14 protein-coding genes and 1 tRNA gene are annotated in these 15,337 nt (G+C 67.9%); 7 read left to right on the top strand and 8 right to left on the bottom strand.

Annotated features, from left to right (window positions below; genetic code table 11):
- The first annotated feature begins 199 nt into the window (after positions 1 to 199).
- On the top strand, positions 200 to 1,483 hold the full coding sequence (locus QFZ53_RS12150; protein ID WP_307296724.1) for a sensor histidine kinase: 1,284 nt from the start codon (positions 200 to 202) through the stop codon (positions 1,481 to 1,483).
- Positions 1,480 to 2,178, top strand: a complete 699-nt coding sequence (locus QFZ53_RS12145) for a response regulator (RefSeq protein ID WP_307296722.1) — start codon at positions 1,480 to 1,482, stop codon at positions 2,176 to 2,178. Before QFZ53_RS12150 ends, QFZ53_RS12145 begins: the two co-directional genes overlap by 4 nt.
- 9 nt (positions 2,179 to 2,187) lie before the next feature.
- On the opposite strand, the gene QFZ53_RS12140 is transcribed toward QFZ53_RS12145, so the two are convergent.
- From QFZ53_RS12140 to QFZ53_RS12130, 3 genes are all read right to left on the bottom strand, one after another.
- Positions 2,188 to 2,691 (bottom strand): hypothetical protein, encoded by a 504-nt coding sequence (locus tag QFZ53_RS12140; RefSeq protein WP_307296720.1) that lies wholly within the window; start codon positions 2,689 to 2,691, stop codon positions 2,188 to 2,190.
- A 480-nt stretch (positions 2,692 to 3,171) separates the two neighbouring features.
- A tRNA-Ile gene (locus QFZ53_RS12135) sits at positions 3,172 to 3,246 on the bottom strand.
- Positions 3,247 to 3,276: 30 nt separating this feature from the next.
- Entirely contained in the window at positions 3,277 to 3,813 is a 537-nt protein-coding gene (locus QFZ53_RS12130) for a gamma carbonic anhydrase family protein (protein WP_292908818.1), read from the bottom strand.
- 141 nt (positions 3,814 to 3,954) lie between these two features.
- Here QFZ53_RS12130 and QFZ53_RS12125 point away from each other — a divergent pair, with 141 nt between their 5' ends.
- Positions 3,955 to 4,440, top strand: a complete 486-nt coding sequence (locus QFZ53_RS12125) for a Dps family protein (protein ID WP_292908820.1) — start codon at positions 3,955 to 3,957, stop codon at positions 4,438 to 4,440.
- Positions 4,441 to 4,506: 66 nt separating this feature from the next.
- Here QFZ53_RS12125 and QFZ53_RS12120 read toward each other — a convergent pair whose 3' ends face one another.
- From QFZ53_RS12120 to QFZ53_RS12100, 5 genes are read right to left on the bottom strand one after another with little or no spacing between them, the layout of a single operon-like run.
- Positions 4,507 to 5,973 carry an amidohydrolase gene (locus QFZ53_RS12120; RefSeq protein ID WP_307296718.1) on the bottom strand — a complete coding sequence of 489 codons (1,467 nt, stop codon included), beginning with the start codon at positions 5,971 to 5,973 and terminating at the stop codon, positions 4,507 to 4,509.
- Positions 5,970 to 6,611: an FMN-binding negative transcriptional regulator gene (locus tag QFZ53_RS12115; RefSeq protein ID WP_307296716.1), complete on the bottom strand. Its 642-nt coding sequence runs from the start codon at positions 6,609 to 6,611 to the stop codon at positions 5,970 to 5,972. The genes QFZ53_RS12120 and QFZ53_RS12115 overlap by 4 nt, the downstream gene beginning before the upstream one ends.
- A gap of 9 nt (positions 6,612 to 6,620) precedes the next feature.
- Positions 6,621 to 7,619: an Fpg/Nei family DNA glycosylase gene (locus tag QFZ53_RS12110; RefSeq protein ID WP_307296714.1), complete on the bottom strand. Its 999-nt coding sequence runs from the start codon at positions 7,617 to 7,619 to the stop codon at positions 6,621 to 6,623.
- A gap of 1 nt (position 7,620) precedes the next feature.
- Positions 7,621 to 8,106, bottom strand: coding sequence for a ribose-5-phosphate isomerase (locus QFZ53_RS12105; protein WP_307296711.1), 486 nt, complete (start codon positions 8,104 to 8,106; stop codon positions 7,621 to 7,623).
- Positions 8,107 to 8,147: 41 nt separating this feature from the next.
- Positions 8,148 to 9,329, bottom strand: a complete 1,182-nt coding sequence (locus tag QFZ53_RS12100) for a ferrochelatase (RefSeq protein ID WP_307296709.1) — start codon at positions 9,327 to 9,329, stop codon at positions 8,148 to 8,150.
- 128 nt (positions 9,330 to 9,457) lie between these two features.
- On the opposite strand from QFZ53_RS12100, the gene pepN reads away from it, so the two are divergent.
- From pepN to QFZ53_RS12080, 4 genes are all read left to right on the top strand, one after another.
- Positions 9,458 to 12,028, top strand: coding sequence for an aminopeptidase N (gene pepN / locus QFZ53_RS12095; protein ID WP_307296707.1), 2,571 nt, complete (start codon positions 9,458 to 9,460; stop codon positions 12,026 to 12,028).
- A 93-nt stretch (positions 12,029 to 12,121) separates the two neighbouring features.
- Positions 12,122 to 13,234 carry a mechanosensitive ion channel family protein gene (locus QFZ53_RS12090; RefSeq protein WP_307296705.1) on the top strand — a complete coding sequence of 371 codons (1,113 nt, stop codon included), beginning with the start codon at positions 12,122 to 12,124 and terminating at the stop codon, positions 13,232 to 13,234.
- A complete protein-coding gene (locus tag QFZ53_RS12085; RefSeq protein ID WP_292908847.1) occupies positions 13,231 to 13,680 on the top strand; it encodes a globin in 450 nt (149 codons plus the stop codon). The genes QFZ53_RS12090 and QFZ53_RS12085 overlap by 4 nt, the downstream gene beginning before the upstream one ends.
- On the top strand, positions 13,677 to 15,335 hold the full coding sequence (locus QFZ53_RS12080) for an FAD-binding dehydrogenase (RefSeq protein ID WP_307296701.1): 1,659 nt from the start codon (positions 13,677 to 13,679) through the stop codon (positions 15,333 to 15,335). The genes QFZ53_RS12085 and QFZ53_RS12080 overlap by 4 nt, the downstream gene beginning before the upstream one ends.
- Positions 15,336 to 15,337 lie beyond the last annotated feature (2 nt).

The raw sequence follows: 15,337 nt of genomic DNA, 5'->3' as shown, positions 1-15,337 counted from the left end.
CCGCGTCGGAATCCGCGGAATTGCAGGGGATCCACCGCGATCACTGTCATGCGGCGTCATCCCGACGCCCACGGAGGCGCTCGCGGAGGCCACGATTGATGCGAGGAAGATTACCCGAACGGACGGTGCTCTGGTCGAGATGGCAGGACGAGGCGAAGCGGGTGAAGGCAGCGCGAGAACGGCGAGGACGCTCGTCGCCGTGGTCGTCCCTGTCGCGGTCGCGGGCAATCTCGGGAGCTACCTCGTCGCGCTATGGCTCCACTCGGAGAGGCACCCATCGGCCGACCCGGTCGCCGCGTGGAGGCTCGTCACCGCGGCGACTCTCATCACGGTTCAGGCGCTCTGGCTCGTGTGGTGGCGTCGGCAGCCTGTGGGCACCGTGGTGGCCTCGCTGTTCCTCTGGCAGCTGGCGGTCGTGGTGAGCGGTCCGGATGCGCTCTCCGCGCAGCCCGGCACGATGCTGGCCGTCTTCGGGCTCGCCGCGGAGAGGACCGGCGCTGTACGGGCGGGTCTCGTCGGGATAGGGAGTCTCCTGGTGCTCTTCGGCGTCGCCCTGTCCCCGCTGGAGGGAGCCGCGCTCCGCGCACCGACTGCCTCGAACCTCATCTCGGGCGCTCTGGTCGCCGTGGGCACGGTCGCCCTTCCCGCGCTCACCGGCGCGTGGTACGCGCAGCTGCGGGACCGGGCTGAGCGGATCGCCGACCTCAGCCACCAGGTCGTCAGCGGCGAGGCCGGCCGCACCGCCGAGGCGGTCTCGGCCGAGCGTCGGACGCTCGCGCATGAGCTCCACGACACTTCGTCCGCCCATCTCACCGCGATCATCACACTCAGCACCGCGGCGAGGGAGGTACCACTGCCCGCGGATCTCGCACCCCTGATCGCGCAGATCTCGGCCGACGGACGCGCCCTGTACCAGGGCTATGAGCGGATGTTGGGAAGTCTGCAGCAGGAGGATCGGACGACGCCCGGCGCCCATCAGCCGGGTTTCCGACCGGGGCAGCATGATCTCGGCGAGCTGCCGCTGCTCGTGAACGAGTATGCGCGGACCACGGGGATGGACGTGCTCCTGGAGGTGAATCCCGACGTGGCAGAGATCGACCAGCGACTCGGCCCCGTGCGCAGCCACACGGCGTACCGCGTCGTCCAGGAAGCCCTGAACAACGCGCGCAAGCACGCGGCCGGAGCACGTGTATCGGTTCTCCTCAACGATGACGGGGAGAGCCTCCTGCTGCGGATCGAGAACGACGCACCTCCGCCGTCCGTCGAGGTGACGGGACAGGAGAGCGTGCGCCAAGGACTCCGGCTGGGTATCGTGGGGCTCCGCGATCGCCTGGTCGCAGCGGGCGGGAGCCTGCGCACGGGCCCTCGGAACGCCGGGGGGTGGGCCGTGCAGGCGCTCCTGCCGCACCCCGGCCGCGGGGACTCCCGCACGTCATCGCCGCATACCGCGGCATCCCGAGCAGACGAAGGGATCAGCGCATGATCCGGACCCTCCTCGTCGACGATGCACGCGCCGTCCGCAAGAGCGTGCGGACGCTGCTGGACACGACCACCGACATCCGCGTCGTGGGAGAAGCGTCCAACGGCATCGACGCCGTCAGCCTCGCCCGCGAACTCAGACCTGATGTGGTGCTGATGGATCTGCGGATGCCGGGAGGCGACGGACTCGACGCGATCGAGGCCATCAGCGGAATCGGCGTCGCGCATCCGATCCCCGTCGTCGCGCTCACCACCTTCCATCTCGACGAGTATCTCTACGGTGCGTATGAACGAGGCGCCGTCGGCTTCCTGCTGAAGAAGAACCCCGGCGACATCCCGGCAGCGCTCCGCGCGGCCGTCAACGCGAACGCCCTCCAGTCACCGCGCATCCGGGAGCGCTTCCTGGCGGACTACGCCCGTGGGGGTGCACGGGCGAGGAGAAGCCGCACATCGGTGACGGCGGAGAAGGACCGTCATGAGAACGATCGGAGCGTGTCGACGACCCTCACGGATCGCGAGCTCGAGATCGTCGCGTTGATCATCACCGGACGCACGAACAGCGAGATCGCAGGTCAGTTGCACATGAATGTGAACACGGTGAAGTGGCACGTCGGGAACATGCTCGACAAGACGGGAGCGGGCAACAGGACGCAGCTCGCGATCTGGGTGTCGTCTCGCGGGTTGAACCCGGCGGGTTGACCGGCGAGATCAGTCGCGCGGCACGGCCGAGTACTCTCCCCACGCCTTCGGCTCGGCGAGGGAGCCGAGGGCGAGCTTCACATGAGCCTGCAGTCCTGTCCGCTGAGAACCGAGCCAGATCCGGGGCGAGACGATAACCGGCTCCCGATCGTTCGCCAGCCACCATCCGAGGTGTCCCGACCGCTGATCGCGCACGTACACTACCTGCAGTTCGGAGATCGCGCTGAATATCCGCGTCGCATCCCATCGCGCATCCTCCGCATCCGCGGAGTCTCTTGCGCGCACCAGAAGCGACACGCCGTCGCGTCGCAGGTACTCCCAGTGGGCGCCGAGCGGCGGGAACGATCGCGCGCGCTCGACGAGCGGATGCAATGCGGTGTCGGTCGGCCGCATCGCGAGGATTCGTGAGCGCCGTTCACGGCGTCCTGCGGTGAGAGAAGGATCGGCGGAGTCGAACAGCACGAGACGCGCGCCCGCCGCCGACGGTTCAGGATAATTCGGGTTCCGGTTCATGTGATCCGCCTCGGTGTCTCCGACCTTCATCTCAGTCGCAATGGCGGTCGCCGAGGCGACGGGACCGCGTTCGCACTCGTCGCCGACACGACCCGGCGGGCCAGGAATGACATCAGGTAATCACAGTTCAAACCGGTCCTGTAGGCCTCCCCCACCTTTCGGGTAGCGCGATTCTGCTGCATCTGGGCGCTCCGGCCGCCAGGCGCGGGAGAGAACGGTACGGCGTGCGGGAGCATTCCCACCCGATCGGGTGGGAATGCTCAACCGGGAGAAGCGACCGGAAGCATGTACCGGCCGCGACTGGACGCGGCGATGCCGTTGCCGCCGCGGGCGCAGGTCAGAGGCGTCGCCCATTCACCTATCCGGTTACGGACTGCGGGCAAATAGGGGTGCTCGTCGAGGAATGCTCGCACCACGCTCGACTATGGCTGGTCGTAGTATCCAGGCGCGGTCCTATGCCTGATCCAGAGCGTTCTCAAGTAGGGCGGGCGGGACTTGAACCCGCGAATCGTTGGGTTATGAGCCCACTGCCTTAACCAGCTTGGCCACCGCCCCGTACCCCTCCAGCCTAGCGGGCGCTCCCGCTCAGACGGGAGTCGCCTGAGTGTGGGTCTGCGTGTGCCCGAGGTAGATGTCAGCATTCGCGATGAGACCCGCGCGCTCCTCGTCGCTGAGCGTTCGACGCACCTTCGCGGGCACTCCTGCGACCAGCGAACCGTCAGGAATCTCTGTGCCTCCGAGCACGACCGCTCCGCCCGCGACAAGACAGCCTGCACCGACCACCGCTCCGCTGAGGACGACGGAGCCCATGCCGATCAGCGAGCCGTCGCCGATCGTGCACCCGTGCACGACGGCGTTGTGGCCGATCGACACCTTCTCCCCGACCACCACGGGGTGCTCGGCATCCACGTGCACCGACGCGTTGTCCTGCACGTTGCTGCCCGCACCAATCGTGATTCCGGCCGAATCTCCGCGGAGCACGGCGTTGTACCAGACGCTCGCGCCGTCAGCGACCGAGACGTCGCCGACGATGCGCGCGCCCTCGGCGACGAAGGCGTCGGCGGCTATCGACGGCACACGATTCGGCAAGGTCAGGACGGATGCTCCGGCGGCGATGCTCATAAGGCGAGACTACCCTCAGTCCCCTGTGTTTCCGCGGGTTTCACGGCCGGTAAGCCCAGCCTGTGCTTGCTTGCGGAATGTTCCAGGCTGAGTAGCGTTGTCTTCAACACGACCGATCAGACCACTCCGGAGGAGCCCAAGATGAGCAAGGCACAGACCGTTTCGACCACCGCCAGCGACCCCACCGTCGCCGCAGCCGCCGCGCAGTTCCTCTCCCCCCTCGTCCTCGGCCTCGAAGCCCTGACCGTCAACGGCAAGCAGGCCCACTGGCACGTCCGCGGAGCGAACTTCGTCGGAGTCCATGAACTCCTCGACACGATCGTCGCTCATGCGGGCGACTTCGCCGACACCGCCGCAGAGCGCATCGTTGCTCTCGGCCTGCCGATCGACGCTCGCCTCAGCACCGTCGCGGAGAAGGCCGGCGCGACTGCGGTTCCCGCGGGCTTCGCCCAGTCCGACGACGTGATCCGCGCCGTCATCTCCGACATCGACGCCATCCTCGCCGACACGCAGGCAGCGATCGACGGACTCGACGAGATCGACCTCACCAGCCAGGACGTCGCGATCGAGATCAAGCGCGGCCTCGACAAGGACCGCTGGTTCCTCGTCTCGCACATCGCCGCCTGACCCGGTCGTCGTCGAAGGGCGCAGGATCTTCGGATCCTGCGCCCTTCGTGCGTCCCGACGCCGCGATCAGGCGCCGTGGGTCATCCGCCCCGTGAGGAGCGTCGCGGTCACAGGCATCTGTCGCAGCTCCGGGCCGTGCGCGCGGAGCGGGTCGGCACCGCACAGCACGATGTCGGCCGGCTCTCCCGGACGGATCGAGGTGCGTGTGCTCGCGATGAGCGCCTGATCGACCGTCAGGCGCTCTTCCGCATGCCACGGCTCGCGGTCGTCATCTGTGCGCTCGACGGCGGCGCCGATCGCCTGCCACGGATCAAGCGGCGCCACCGGCGCATCCGACCCGAACAGGAGGCGTGCACCGGCATCGCGCAGCGACCCGAGCGGGTAGCCGATCGACGTCTGTCCCGCCCAGTGCACACCCACGAGGTCGCGGTCGTCCAGAGCATGCTGCGGCTGCACACTGGCGGCGACTCCGAGGCGCGCGAAGCGCGCGAGATCGGCATGGCGCACGAGTTGCGCGTGCTCGATCGTCCCGACCGCCCCTGTCGTGGTGAAGGCGTCGAGAGCGGCCGTGACCGCTCGGTCGCCGATCGCGTGGACGGCCACCGCGAGACCCGCCCCGGTCGCCGTGACGAGCAGGTCTGTGAGCTGTGCGGGCGGCACGTTGATCACGCCGAAGTTGTCGTCCTCACCGGGATAGTGGTGCGAACAGGACGCCGTGCGAGTGCCGAGCGAGCCGTCGGAGATGATCTTGAGGGGGCCGACATGGATCAGAGGGCTCGCATGTTCGTCTCCCGTGCGGAGCCCCGCGGCGATGGCCCGGTCGAGGTCGAAGGGATAGATCGCGAACTCGACACGATGGGCCGCGAACCCCGCGGCGACGCGTCGAGGCCAGGCATCCGCGTTCCACGCCATGTCGAAATCGACCAGACCCGTGATGCCGCGCGCTGCTGCTCGCTCCCCCGCATCGCGCACCGCGTCGTCTCCGCGGCGCGGGTCGGCGGCGTTGAGACGCCGCGAGATCTCGAAGGCGTCCTCCTCCCGCAGCACTCCGTCCGGCGCGATGAAACCCTCGCGACGGAGGGCCGCGGTGTTCAACCATGCGCTGTGCACGTCGGCGTTGATCAGGTAGGCCGGGGTCGCGCCCGTCGCGCGATCGATGAGCTCGAGCGTCGGGACGTCGGGCCACAGGGCATCCCGGAATCCGGCCCCCACCAGTCGTCCGTCCGGCAGGGGCGAAGAGCCCCGCATGAGCTCTGCGGCCTCCGCGGCAGAGCCAGCAGCGCCCAGAGGAACACGCTCGACGGCCAGCGCCCATTGCACGGTGTGCACGTGGTTGTCCCACAATCCGGGTACGGCCCAGGTGCCGTCCGCATCGAGAACCTCCCCGACCGGGCGCAGGGCCCCGGTCGGAGCGATGTCGATGATGCGGCCCTCGCCGATCACGATGTCGACGGGTTCGTCGTCGATCAGGAACTCGCGGCCGGGGCCGGCGACGCGCACCCCGCGGATCGTGCCGATCTCCGCGCCGATCACCGGCGTGCCTCGGCGAGGGCGTCGTGGGCGCGACGCATCTCCGACGCGAGCTCGGGCTGCCCGTAGGGTCCATCGGCTTCGAGTTCGGCGATGATCGTCTCGACGGTGTCGGCCGGCTTGTTCTGGCTCAGCTTGCGTTTGGCGACCACGCGAGTCGGCGAGAGGCGGAACCCCACGGTCCCGGCGGCCAGACGCTTGACGAACCCTTCGTCGTTGGGACGCTCCCACATGAGTCGGGGGCCCGGCATCCGCCCCTCGAATCGCTCGACCAGACGATCGAGGATCTCGAGGTTCTCCTGATCGCCGAGGATCTCGGGGGTGCCGGAGAGATGCACCGCGGTGTAGTTCCACGTCGGAACGGCTTGCACATCGCCGTACCAGCCGGGAGAGATGTAGCCGTGCGGACCCTGGAAGACGACGAGCATCTCTCGCTCGCCCATCCCGTGGATCTGATCATCGGGGCGACCCACATGACCCACGATGGTGAGGTCATCACGGTCGTCGTCGAGCAGAACCGCGTAGTGCGACGCGACGAGTCCGTCGGGCCCTGAGCTCATGATCGTGGCCCAGGGATTCGCTTCGATCACGCGCCGGATCTCGGCGATGTCGGCGAGGGTGAAGCTGGGATTCTGGCGCATGATCCGAGCCTAGGCCTGGCAGCGCGGGCACCAGTACAGCTTGCGGGCGCCGATCTCCTCGAGGACGATCTCGGTGCCGCAGACGCGGCACGGCAGACCCGCACGGTGGTACACCCAGTGCCGGTCGTCGCGACTCGCCATCGCCGCACGGTACTGCTCCGCGGAGAGGTCGTCCATGGTCATCATCTGCCCGGTTTCGACGCCGATCGCGAGCAGGCGGACCCAGTCGCGCCAGAGCTCGCGCACGATCTCCTCCGGGACGTCCCTCCCCGGTGTGTGCGGGTTGAGTCGCCGACGGAACAGCATCTCGGCGCGATACACGTTGCCGATGCCGCTGACGACGCTCTGGTCCATCAGCAGGAGCGCGATCACCGTCTGCTTCTTGCGAACGGCGCGCACGAAGCGTTCCTCGTTCTCGATCGGATCGCCCACGAGCGGGTCGGGGCCCAGCTTGGCGACGGTCGCGAGCATCTCCTCCGGCGTCTGCAGCACGCAGGCCGTCGGACCGCGCAGATCCGCGACCGTGATGTCGGTCATCAGACGCAGCCGAACCTGACCGACGATGGGTGGAGGCCACTCGAGCCCCTCATCCGCGAGCCCCTTCGTCTGCTCCGACATCCGGACGTGCACGCGCGCGCGGCGAGGAGCCCCGATCGATGCGAGCGAGTTCTCCCCCGCATCGTCGAGTATCACGTCGTCGAGGTCGGTCCCCCGCTGGTTGGTCTGCCCCATGCGTCCGTTCGCCGAGGCGATCGTCGGGTCGATGAGGATCTCTCCGGCGAAGTCCCACGCTCCGTAGAGCCCGAGGTGCACGCGCAGCCACACATCGCCCTCGGTCTCGAGGAACATCTGCTTGCCGACGGCCTGCACGCTCACCGCTTCGCGGCCGTCGAGCACGGCGGCTCCCTCGGCGAACCGCCCCTGCGGGCTCGACGCGCGGAGGGCCTTGCCTACGAAGTTCCGGTCGAATTGCCGCGCGATCCGGTGGACGGAATGCCCCTCGGGCATGTCAGGCCCTGGGGTCCGGCAGCAGCGATCCGTCGTGCTCGAAGTCGGCGATCTGGCCGATCCGCCGCACGTGGCGCTCCTCGTTGGAGAACGGGGTCGCGATGAACGTGTCGATGAAGCTGGTCACCTCATCGAAGGTGTGCTGCCGCGCACCGATCGAGATCACGTTGGCGTCGTTGTGCTCCCGTGCCAGCTCGGCGGTCGAGATGTTCCACACCAGCGCAGCGCGGATGCCCTGGACCTTGTTCGCGGCGATCTGCTCGCCGTTGCCGGAGCCGCCGAAGACCACTCCGAGCGCCTCGACGCCGGCCGACTGGTCGGCGACGACGGCCTGGGCCGCACGGATGCAGAACGCCGGATAGTCGTCGACGGCGTCGTACTCGATCGGGCCATGATCGACGACCTCGTGTCCTGCCGACCGAAGGTGGTCCTGCAGCTGCGTCGAGAAGTCGAGACCGGCGTGATCGGTGGCGATGTGGATGCGCATGGTTCCCATCCTATTGAGGGTGTCGGATGCCGAATCCGGCGTTACGGGACGAGACCGGCGGCGGCGGGTTTGAAGCCCAACCGCGCGTTCTCGCAGTCACCGGGGCGAGAGACGTCGTACCAGGGGCCGAGTTCGGTGAGATGCGGCCGCTCTGCAGCCGGCGTGCCCTCGATGCGCTCGACGACGAGGTCGATGAGCCCCGCGACGAATGCGGGGTGCGTGCCGGGCGTCGGGGTGCGGACGGCACGGATGCCGGCTTCCTCCGCGGTCTCCATCGCCTCGGTGTCGAGATCCCAGAGCACCTCCATGTGGTCGCTGACGAACCCGAGCGGAACTATCACGACCGCCTTCGCACCGGTCTCGGGAAGTGTCGAGATCACGTCGTTGATGTCGGGCTCGAGCCACGGCTGGCTGGCCGGGCCGGAGCGCGACTGGAACACGAGCTGCCATGGCACAGTCGATCCGCCCGTGACGGCGGCCAGTTCGCCCATGATGTGCTCGGCGACGGCCCGGTGCTGGGCGGCGTACGCACCGCCCACACCCCAGTCGACATCGCGGGGTCCGGAGCGCTCGGCATCGCCCGTCGGAATCGAGTGGGTCGAGAACAGCACCCGGATGTCCTCCGCGGCGATGCCGTCGGCGAGCAGAGCGCGCACGGCGTCGTCGACTCCTTCTTGGAAAGGAGCCACGAATCCGGGGTGGTCGAAGAAGAGACGCACCTTGTCGGCGGTGACCCGCTGTTCGAGGTTCGCGTCGATGATCGCCTTCGCGATGTCCTCTCGGTACTGGCGGTCGCTCGAGTAGGAGCTGTATGCGCTCGTCGCGAGCACCAGCAACGTGGAGTGCCCGTCATCCGCGGCCTGTGTGAACGCGTCGGCGAGATAGGGATCCCAGTTGCGGTTTCCCCAGTAGACGGGCAGGTCGAGTCCGCGTGCGGCGATCTCGGCCTCGAGTGCGGCTTTCAGCTGCCGGTTCTGCTCGTTGATCGGGCTGATGCCGCCGAAGTGACGGTAGTGGTGCGCGACCTCTTCCAACCGCTCGTCGGGGATGCCGCGTCCTCGTGTCACGTTGCGCAGGAACGGGATGACGTCATCCTGCCCCTCCGGACCACCGAACGACGCGAGGATCAGCGCGTCATATGCCACCGGAGTCTCCACGTGAGGCGCACCACCTGCGGCAGCGGGAGAGGCGAAGGGCACGAGGGTCTGATCGTTCGCAGTCACTTCTCCATCCTTTCATCCTCGCGCGTGCGCGGACGCCCGTCGGGTCCTGGCGTAGGCTGTCATGGTTGCCGTCGGCGCCAACTGCGCCCGAACCGCGGCCACGTCCCCTCACCCCTGGGAGTACAGCAGTGCCTGGAGAGAACCTCACCCGCATCGAAGCGCAGGAGCGCCGCGACGTCATCGACACCCAGTCGTACGAAGTCGCCCTCGATCTGACGAAGGGTGCCGAGGTCTTCGGCTCTCGCAGCGTTGTGCGATTCACCGCCACCCCCGAGAGCTTCACCTTCATCGATCTGATCGCCCGCGAGGTGCGCGAGATCTCTCTGAACGGAGAGCAGCTCGACCCGAACGAGGTCTACGCCGATTCGCGGATCGCTCTCACCGGTCTGCAGGCCGAGAACGTCCTCGTCGTCGATGCGGACTGCCTGTACACGAACACGGGCGAGGGCCTGCACCGCTTCGTAGACCCCGTCGACGATGAGGTCTACCTGTACTCCCAGTTCGAGGTGCCCGACTCCCGCCGCGTGTTCGCGGTGTTCGAGCAGCCCGACCTGAAGGCGACGTTCCAGTTCACCGTGACGGCCCCGGCCGCGTGGAAGGTCGTGTCCAACTCGCCCACGCCCGAGCCCATCGTGCACGACCCTTCGTCGGGCTCGGGGACCGGAGAGGTCGCGACGTGGGGATTCGAGCCCACTCCGCGCATCTCCTCGTACATCACGGCGCTCGTCGCCGGCCCCTACGAGGCGACCTTCTCCGAGCTGACCAGCGCATCCGGCCGGGTCATCCCGCTGGGCGTCTACGGGCGCAAGAGCCTGTGGCAGCATCTCGACGCCGACTACATCTTCAACAAGACCCGCGAGGGCTTCGCCTACTTCGAGTCGAAGTTCGGCGTGCCGTATCCCTTCGCGAAGTACGACCAGCTCTTCGTGCCCGAGTTCAATGCGGGTGCAATGGAGAACGCGGGCGCGGTGACCTTCACCGAGACCTATGTCTTCCGCAGCAAGGTGACGGATGCCGTCAAGGAGCGCCGCGTCGTCACGATCCTGCATGAGCTCGCGCACATGTGGTTCGGAGACCTGGTCACCATGAAGTGGTGGAACGATCTCTGGCTGAACGAGTCGTTCGCCGAGTGGGCCTCGACCATCGCGACCGCCGAGGCCACCGAGTGGACCGAGGCGTGGACCACGTTCAACGCCATGGAGAAGACCTGGGCCTACCGTCAGGACCAGCTTCCGTCGACGCATCCGATCACGGCCGTGATCAACGACCTCGAAGACGTGCAGGTCAACTTCGACGGCATCACGTACGCCAAGGGCGGATCGGTGCTGAAGCAGCTCGCCGCCTGGGTCGGGATCGAGGCGTTCTTCGCCGGTGTCTCGCAGTACTTCCAGAAGCATGCCTGGGGCAACACCGAGCTCAGCGACCTGCTCACCGAGCTCGAAGCCACAAGCGGTCGCGACCTGAGCACGTGGTCGAAGAAGTGGCTGGAGACGGCCGGCGTCAACACCCTCGAGCCGCTCATCGCCGAGGCCGCAGACGGCACGATCTCGCGCTTCGCGGTCACGCAGACCGCTCCTGCCGACTACCCGACCATTCGCCCGCACCGGCTCGGCATCGGCTTCTACACGCTGCAGGGCGGCTCGCTCGTGCGCACGCACTTCATCGAGGTCGATGTCGACGGCGACCGCACCGAAGTGCCTGAGCTCAACGGGATCCGCCGCCCGGATCTCGTGCTGCTCAACGACGAAGACCTGGCGTACGCCAAGATCCGGCTCGACGAGCGTTCCCTCGCCACCGCCATCGCGCACCTTGCCGACATCCGTGATCCGCTGGCGCGCTCGCTCGTCTGGGGTGCGGCCTGGGACCAGACCCGCGACGCCGAGAGCGCAGCGTCCGACTACATCGATCTCGTGCTCGGCAACATCGGACGCGAGACCGAATCGACCACCGTGCGCACCACGCTCGCTCAACTGCGCACGGCCGCGACGCTCTATGTCGACCCGGCGCAGCGTCTCGCGGCGCGGCAGAAGATCGCCGACGGCCTGTGGTCGCTGGCGGAGGGCGCCGAGGCCGGAAGCGACAGCCAGCTGCAGTTCGTCACAGCTTTCGCGAACTCCCTGGTCACACCCGAGCATGCGGGCATCGTGGGTCGCCTGCGCTCCGGCGAGGAGACCCTTCCCGGTCTCGAGATCGATGCGGACCTGAACTGGCAGCTGCTGGTCGGCCTCGCGACGATCGGCTCGACGGATGCCGCCACCATCGACGCCGCGCTCACTGCCGACAACACGGCCAAGGGCGGAGAGTTCGCGGCTCAGGCTCGGGCCGCGCTCCCCGACTCCGCATCGAAGAAGACCGCGTGGTCATCGCTCATCGAGCGCGACGACGCACCCAACACGATCGTGCGTTCGGCGGCGCTCGGCTTCGTCCACCCCGCCGGGGCCGACGTCCTCGCCGAGTTCGTCCCCGCGTACTTCGACATGCTTCTTCCGATCTGGGAGTCGCGCTCGTACCAGATCGCCCAGTACCTGGTCGTCGGACTCTTCCCGACCGCTCTCGCCGACATCGATCTGCGCGATGCGACCCGTGGTTGGCTCGCGGCAAACCACGACGCTCCCCCGGCTCTGCGTCGTCTCGTGATGGAGAACCTCGCCGACGTCGAGCGTGCGCTCGCGGCGCAGGCGCGCGACGCCGAGGACTGACCCTCCGACAGGCTCAGCGACTCAGGCTCTGAGTCGCTGAGCCTGTCGAAGCATCCAGCCCGCGCAGAGGCCTGATCGCTAGGATCTGTGGTGATGATGTTCCCCTTCGCAACTACCGACCCGCCTGTCGACGCACCGCTTCCCGAGTGGTTCCAAGCGCTTCCCGACTGGCTTCAGACCGTGCTCACGGTACTCATCCCGGTCGGTTGGACTGCACTCACGATCGCGATCATCATCGCGAGCTGCGTGATCATCGCACTGGTGCTGCGCGTCCTCATCCGCCGCGTCGTGCATCGCATCGTCGACAGCGCGAAGAGCAAGGCCGCAGTCGACGACACCCAGGCCCTGGAACGGTCGCCGCTCGCCGACATGCGGCTCGTGCAGCGCACCCGCACGCTCGGCAGCATCCTGCAGAACATCGTCAACGTGATGCTCGTCGTGATCGCCCTCGTGCTGATCGTCAACGCGATCGACAGCGGACTTCTCGGCTCGCTGACCCTGCTGACGGCGGCCGTGGGCGCGGGACTCGGCTTCGGGGCCCAGAACATCGTCAAAGACGTCCTGAACGGCATGTTCATCGTCGCCGAGGACCAGATCGGCATCGGCGACGTCGTCGATCTCGGCCTCGCGAGCGGGGCGGTCGAGTACGTGAGCGTGCGCATCACGCAGGTCCGTGACGTGAACGGCACTCTCTGGTACGTCCGCAACGGCGAGGTCACCCGCATCGGCAACATGTCGCAGGGGTGGGCGCGCGTGATCATCGACCTCGGGGTTCCCGCCGATGTCGACCTCGATGCCGTCGAGCACACGATGCTCGAGACCGCACAGGGACTCGCCAAGGATCCGAAGTGGCGCACGCGCATCGTAGAGAAGCCCGAACTGTGGGGTCTCGAATCCATCGGCGGCGATGCGCTCGTCGTGCGCATCGTGATCAAGGCGCGGGCGAACGCCAAGGACGACGTCTCGCAGGAGCTTCGCAAGCGCCTGCGTACGGCGCTCCACGAGCAGGACGTCGCGATCCCGAGCATGGTCGGCGTGATCCCGACCGGCCTCGAGGGCGCACAGCGCGTCCGCGGCGCGAATCCGCCGAAGACCAGGCCCAACGCGATCACCGGCGTTCCGGTGATCCCCGATCGCGGCATCTGGCGCCGAAAGAAGTCCGGCGACGGCGCAAGACCCGGTGACGAAGGGACCCCGCAGCGATGACGTTCTACGACGAGGTCGGCGGTCACGCCACGTTCGAGAAGCTGGTCGGAGTGTTCTACCGCGAGGTCGCCCTCGACCCCGTGCTGAAGCCCATGTACCCCGAAGAGGACCTGGGCCCGGCCGCCGAACGGCTGACGATGTTCCTCGCACAGTACTGGGGCGGACCCACCACGTATGGCGAGACACGGGGGCACCCCCGTCTGCGGATGCGGCACATGCCCTTCCACATCGACCCCGACGCTCGCGATCGTTGGCTCACGCACATGCGCACCGCCGTCACGGAGACGAAGTTGTCGCCTCTGCACGAAGCGACCCTCTGGGACTACCTCGAACGCGCCGCCTATGCCATGGTGAACACATTCGAGCCGTCGGGCATCGGGCCGGCAGCGTCCGGCCGCCCCACTCTCGAGACCCGAGCACGTCAGGAATCAACGGAGAACGCATGACGAAGTCAACCCTGTCCACAGACGTCCTGGTGATCGGATGGGGGTTGGCCGGGCTGGTCGCCGCCTGCGAGGCGCTGGATGCCGGAAAGCGCGTGATCCTGATCGACCAGGAGCCCCGCACGAACCTGGGCGGACAGGCGTGGTGGTCGTTCGGCGGACTGTTCTTCATCGACTCTCCCGAGCAGCGCCGCATGGGGATCAAGGATTCCCTGGAGCTCGCCACGCAGGACTGGTTCGGGAACGCGGGTTTCGACCGGCCGGAAGACGAATGGCCGCGCCGCTGGGCGGAGGCGTACCTGAACTTCGCCGCAGGCGAGAAGCGCGCCTGGCTGCGCGAGCGCGGTGTCGGGTTCTTCCCTGTCGTCGGCTGGGCTGAACGCGGCGGTTACGGCGCCCTCGGCCCCGGCAACTCCGTACCGCGGTTCCACATCACGTGGGGCACCGGCCCCGGAATCGTGGTGCCGTTCGCCGCACGCGTCGAGCAGGGTGAGCGACAGGGTCGGATCACGATCCTCCCCCGGCATCGCGTTACGGGACTCGTCTCCGCAGATGGAGCGGTCGCCGGTGCCCGTGGTGACGTGCTCGCCACCAGCGCCGCCGAGCGGGGCGAGGAGTCCTCGCGCGACGTGATCGGCGGTTTTGAGATCGCCGCAGGAGCGACCGTGATCGCCTCCGGTGGGATCGGCGGCAACCACGACCTCGTGCGCGCGGCCTGGCCCGAGCGGCTCGGTACGCCGCCCGCGCACATGCTGAGCGGAGTGCCCGCATACGTGGACGGCTCGATGCAGCCCGTGGCTGAGGCGGCGGGGGCGCGGCTGATCAACGGCGACCGCATGTGGCACTACGTCGAGGGCATCACCAACTGGGATCCGGTGTGGCCCTCCCACGGCATCCGCATCCTCCCCGGGCCGTCGTCGCTGTGGCTCGACGCCACCGGCAAGCGGCTCCCCGTGCCGCTGTTCCCCGGATTCGACACGCTCGGCACGCTGGCTCACCTGCGCACGACCGGCCACGACCACTCCTGGTTCGTCACCTCCCGGCAGATCGTCGAGAAGGAGTTCGCGCTCTCCGGGAGCGAGCAGAACCCCGACCTCACCGGCAAGGATGTGGGGCTGCTGCTGAAGTCACGACTCGCGAAGGGGCCCACCGCTCCTGTGCAGTCCTTCCTCGACGAGGGCGAGGACTTCATCGTTGAGAACGATCTCGAGTCGCTGCTCGAGCAGATGCGCCGTCATCCGGGCGGAGACGCTCTCGACATCGACCGCGTGCGCAACGAGGTTCTCGCACGCGATCTCGAGATGGACAACGATTTCACCAAGGACGCGCAGATCGGGATGCTCCGCTCGATGCGCGGCTATCGCGGCGACAAGCTGATCCGCACCGCTTCACCGCACCGCCTGCAAGACCCCGCAGCCGGTCCTCTGATCGCCGTCAAGCTGCACGTGCTGACGAGGAAGTCGCTCGGCGGCATCCACACCGATCTCGACGGGCGTGCACTCGACGCCGACGGCACCGTCATCCCGGGACTGTTCGCGGCCGGCGAGGCGAGCGGCTTCGGCGGCGGCGGCGTGCACGGATATCGGGCGCTCGAGGGGACCTTCCTCGGTGGATGCCTGTTCTCGGGCCGCCAGGCGGGTCGCGCGGCGGCGGGCTGAGC

Source organism: Microbacterium natoriense, from assembly GCF_030816295.1.
Taxonomy (GTDB): Bacteria; Actinomycetota; Actinomycetes; order Actinomycetales; family Microbacteriaceae; genus Microbacterium; species Microbacterium natoriense_A.
Note: the sequence above shows the minus strand (reverse complement) of the source record. Positions and strands in the feature narration are given on the sequence as shown.

Excerpts from the sequence above, each read along its gene's own strand:
- QFZ53_RS12145 (WP_307296722.1), top strand. The coding sequence starts at position 1,480 with ATGATCCGGACCCTCCTCGTCGACGATGCACGCGCCGTCCGCAAGAGC.
- QFZ53_RS12140 (WP_307296720.1), bottom strand. The coding sequence starts at position 2,691 with ATGAACCGGAACCCGAATTATCCTGAACCGTCGGCGGCGGGCGCGCGT.
- QFZ53_RS12130 (WP_292908818.1), bottom strand. The coding sequence starts at position 3,813 with ATGAGCATCGCCGCCGGAGCATCCGTCCTGACCTTGCCGAATCGTGTG.
- QFZ53_RS12125 (WP_292908820.1), top strand. The coding sequence starts at position 3,955 with ATGAGCAAGGCACAGACCGTTTCGACCACCGCCAGCGACCCCACCGTC.
- QFZ53_RS12115 (WP_307296716.1), bottom strand. The coding sequence starts at position 6,611 with ATGCGCCAGAATCCCAGCTTCACCCTCGCCGACATCGCCGAGATCCGG.
- QFZ53_RS12110 (WP_307296714.1), bottom strand. The coding sequence starts at position 7,619 with ATGCCCGAGGGGCATTCCGTCCACCGGATCGCGCGGCAATTCGACCGG.
- QFZ53_RS12105 (WP_307296711.1), bottom strand. The coding sequence starts at position 8,106 with ATGCGCATCCACATCGCCACCGATCACGCCGGTCTCGACTTCTCGACG.
- QFZ53_RS12090 (WP_307296705.1), top strand. The coding sequence starts at position 12,122 with ATGATGTTCCCCTTCGCAACTACCGACCCGCCTGTCGACGCACCGCTT.
- QFZ53_RS12085 (WP_292908847.1), top strand. The coding sequence starts at position 13,231 with ATGACGTTCTACGACGAGGTCGGCGGTCACGCCACGTTCGAGAAGCTG.
- QFZ53_RS12080 (WP_307296701.1), top strand. The coding sequence starts at position 13,677 with ATGACGAAGTCAACCCTGTCCACAGACGTCCTGGTGATCGGATGGGGG.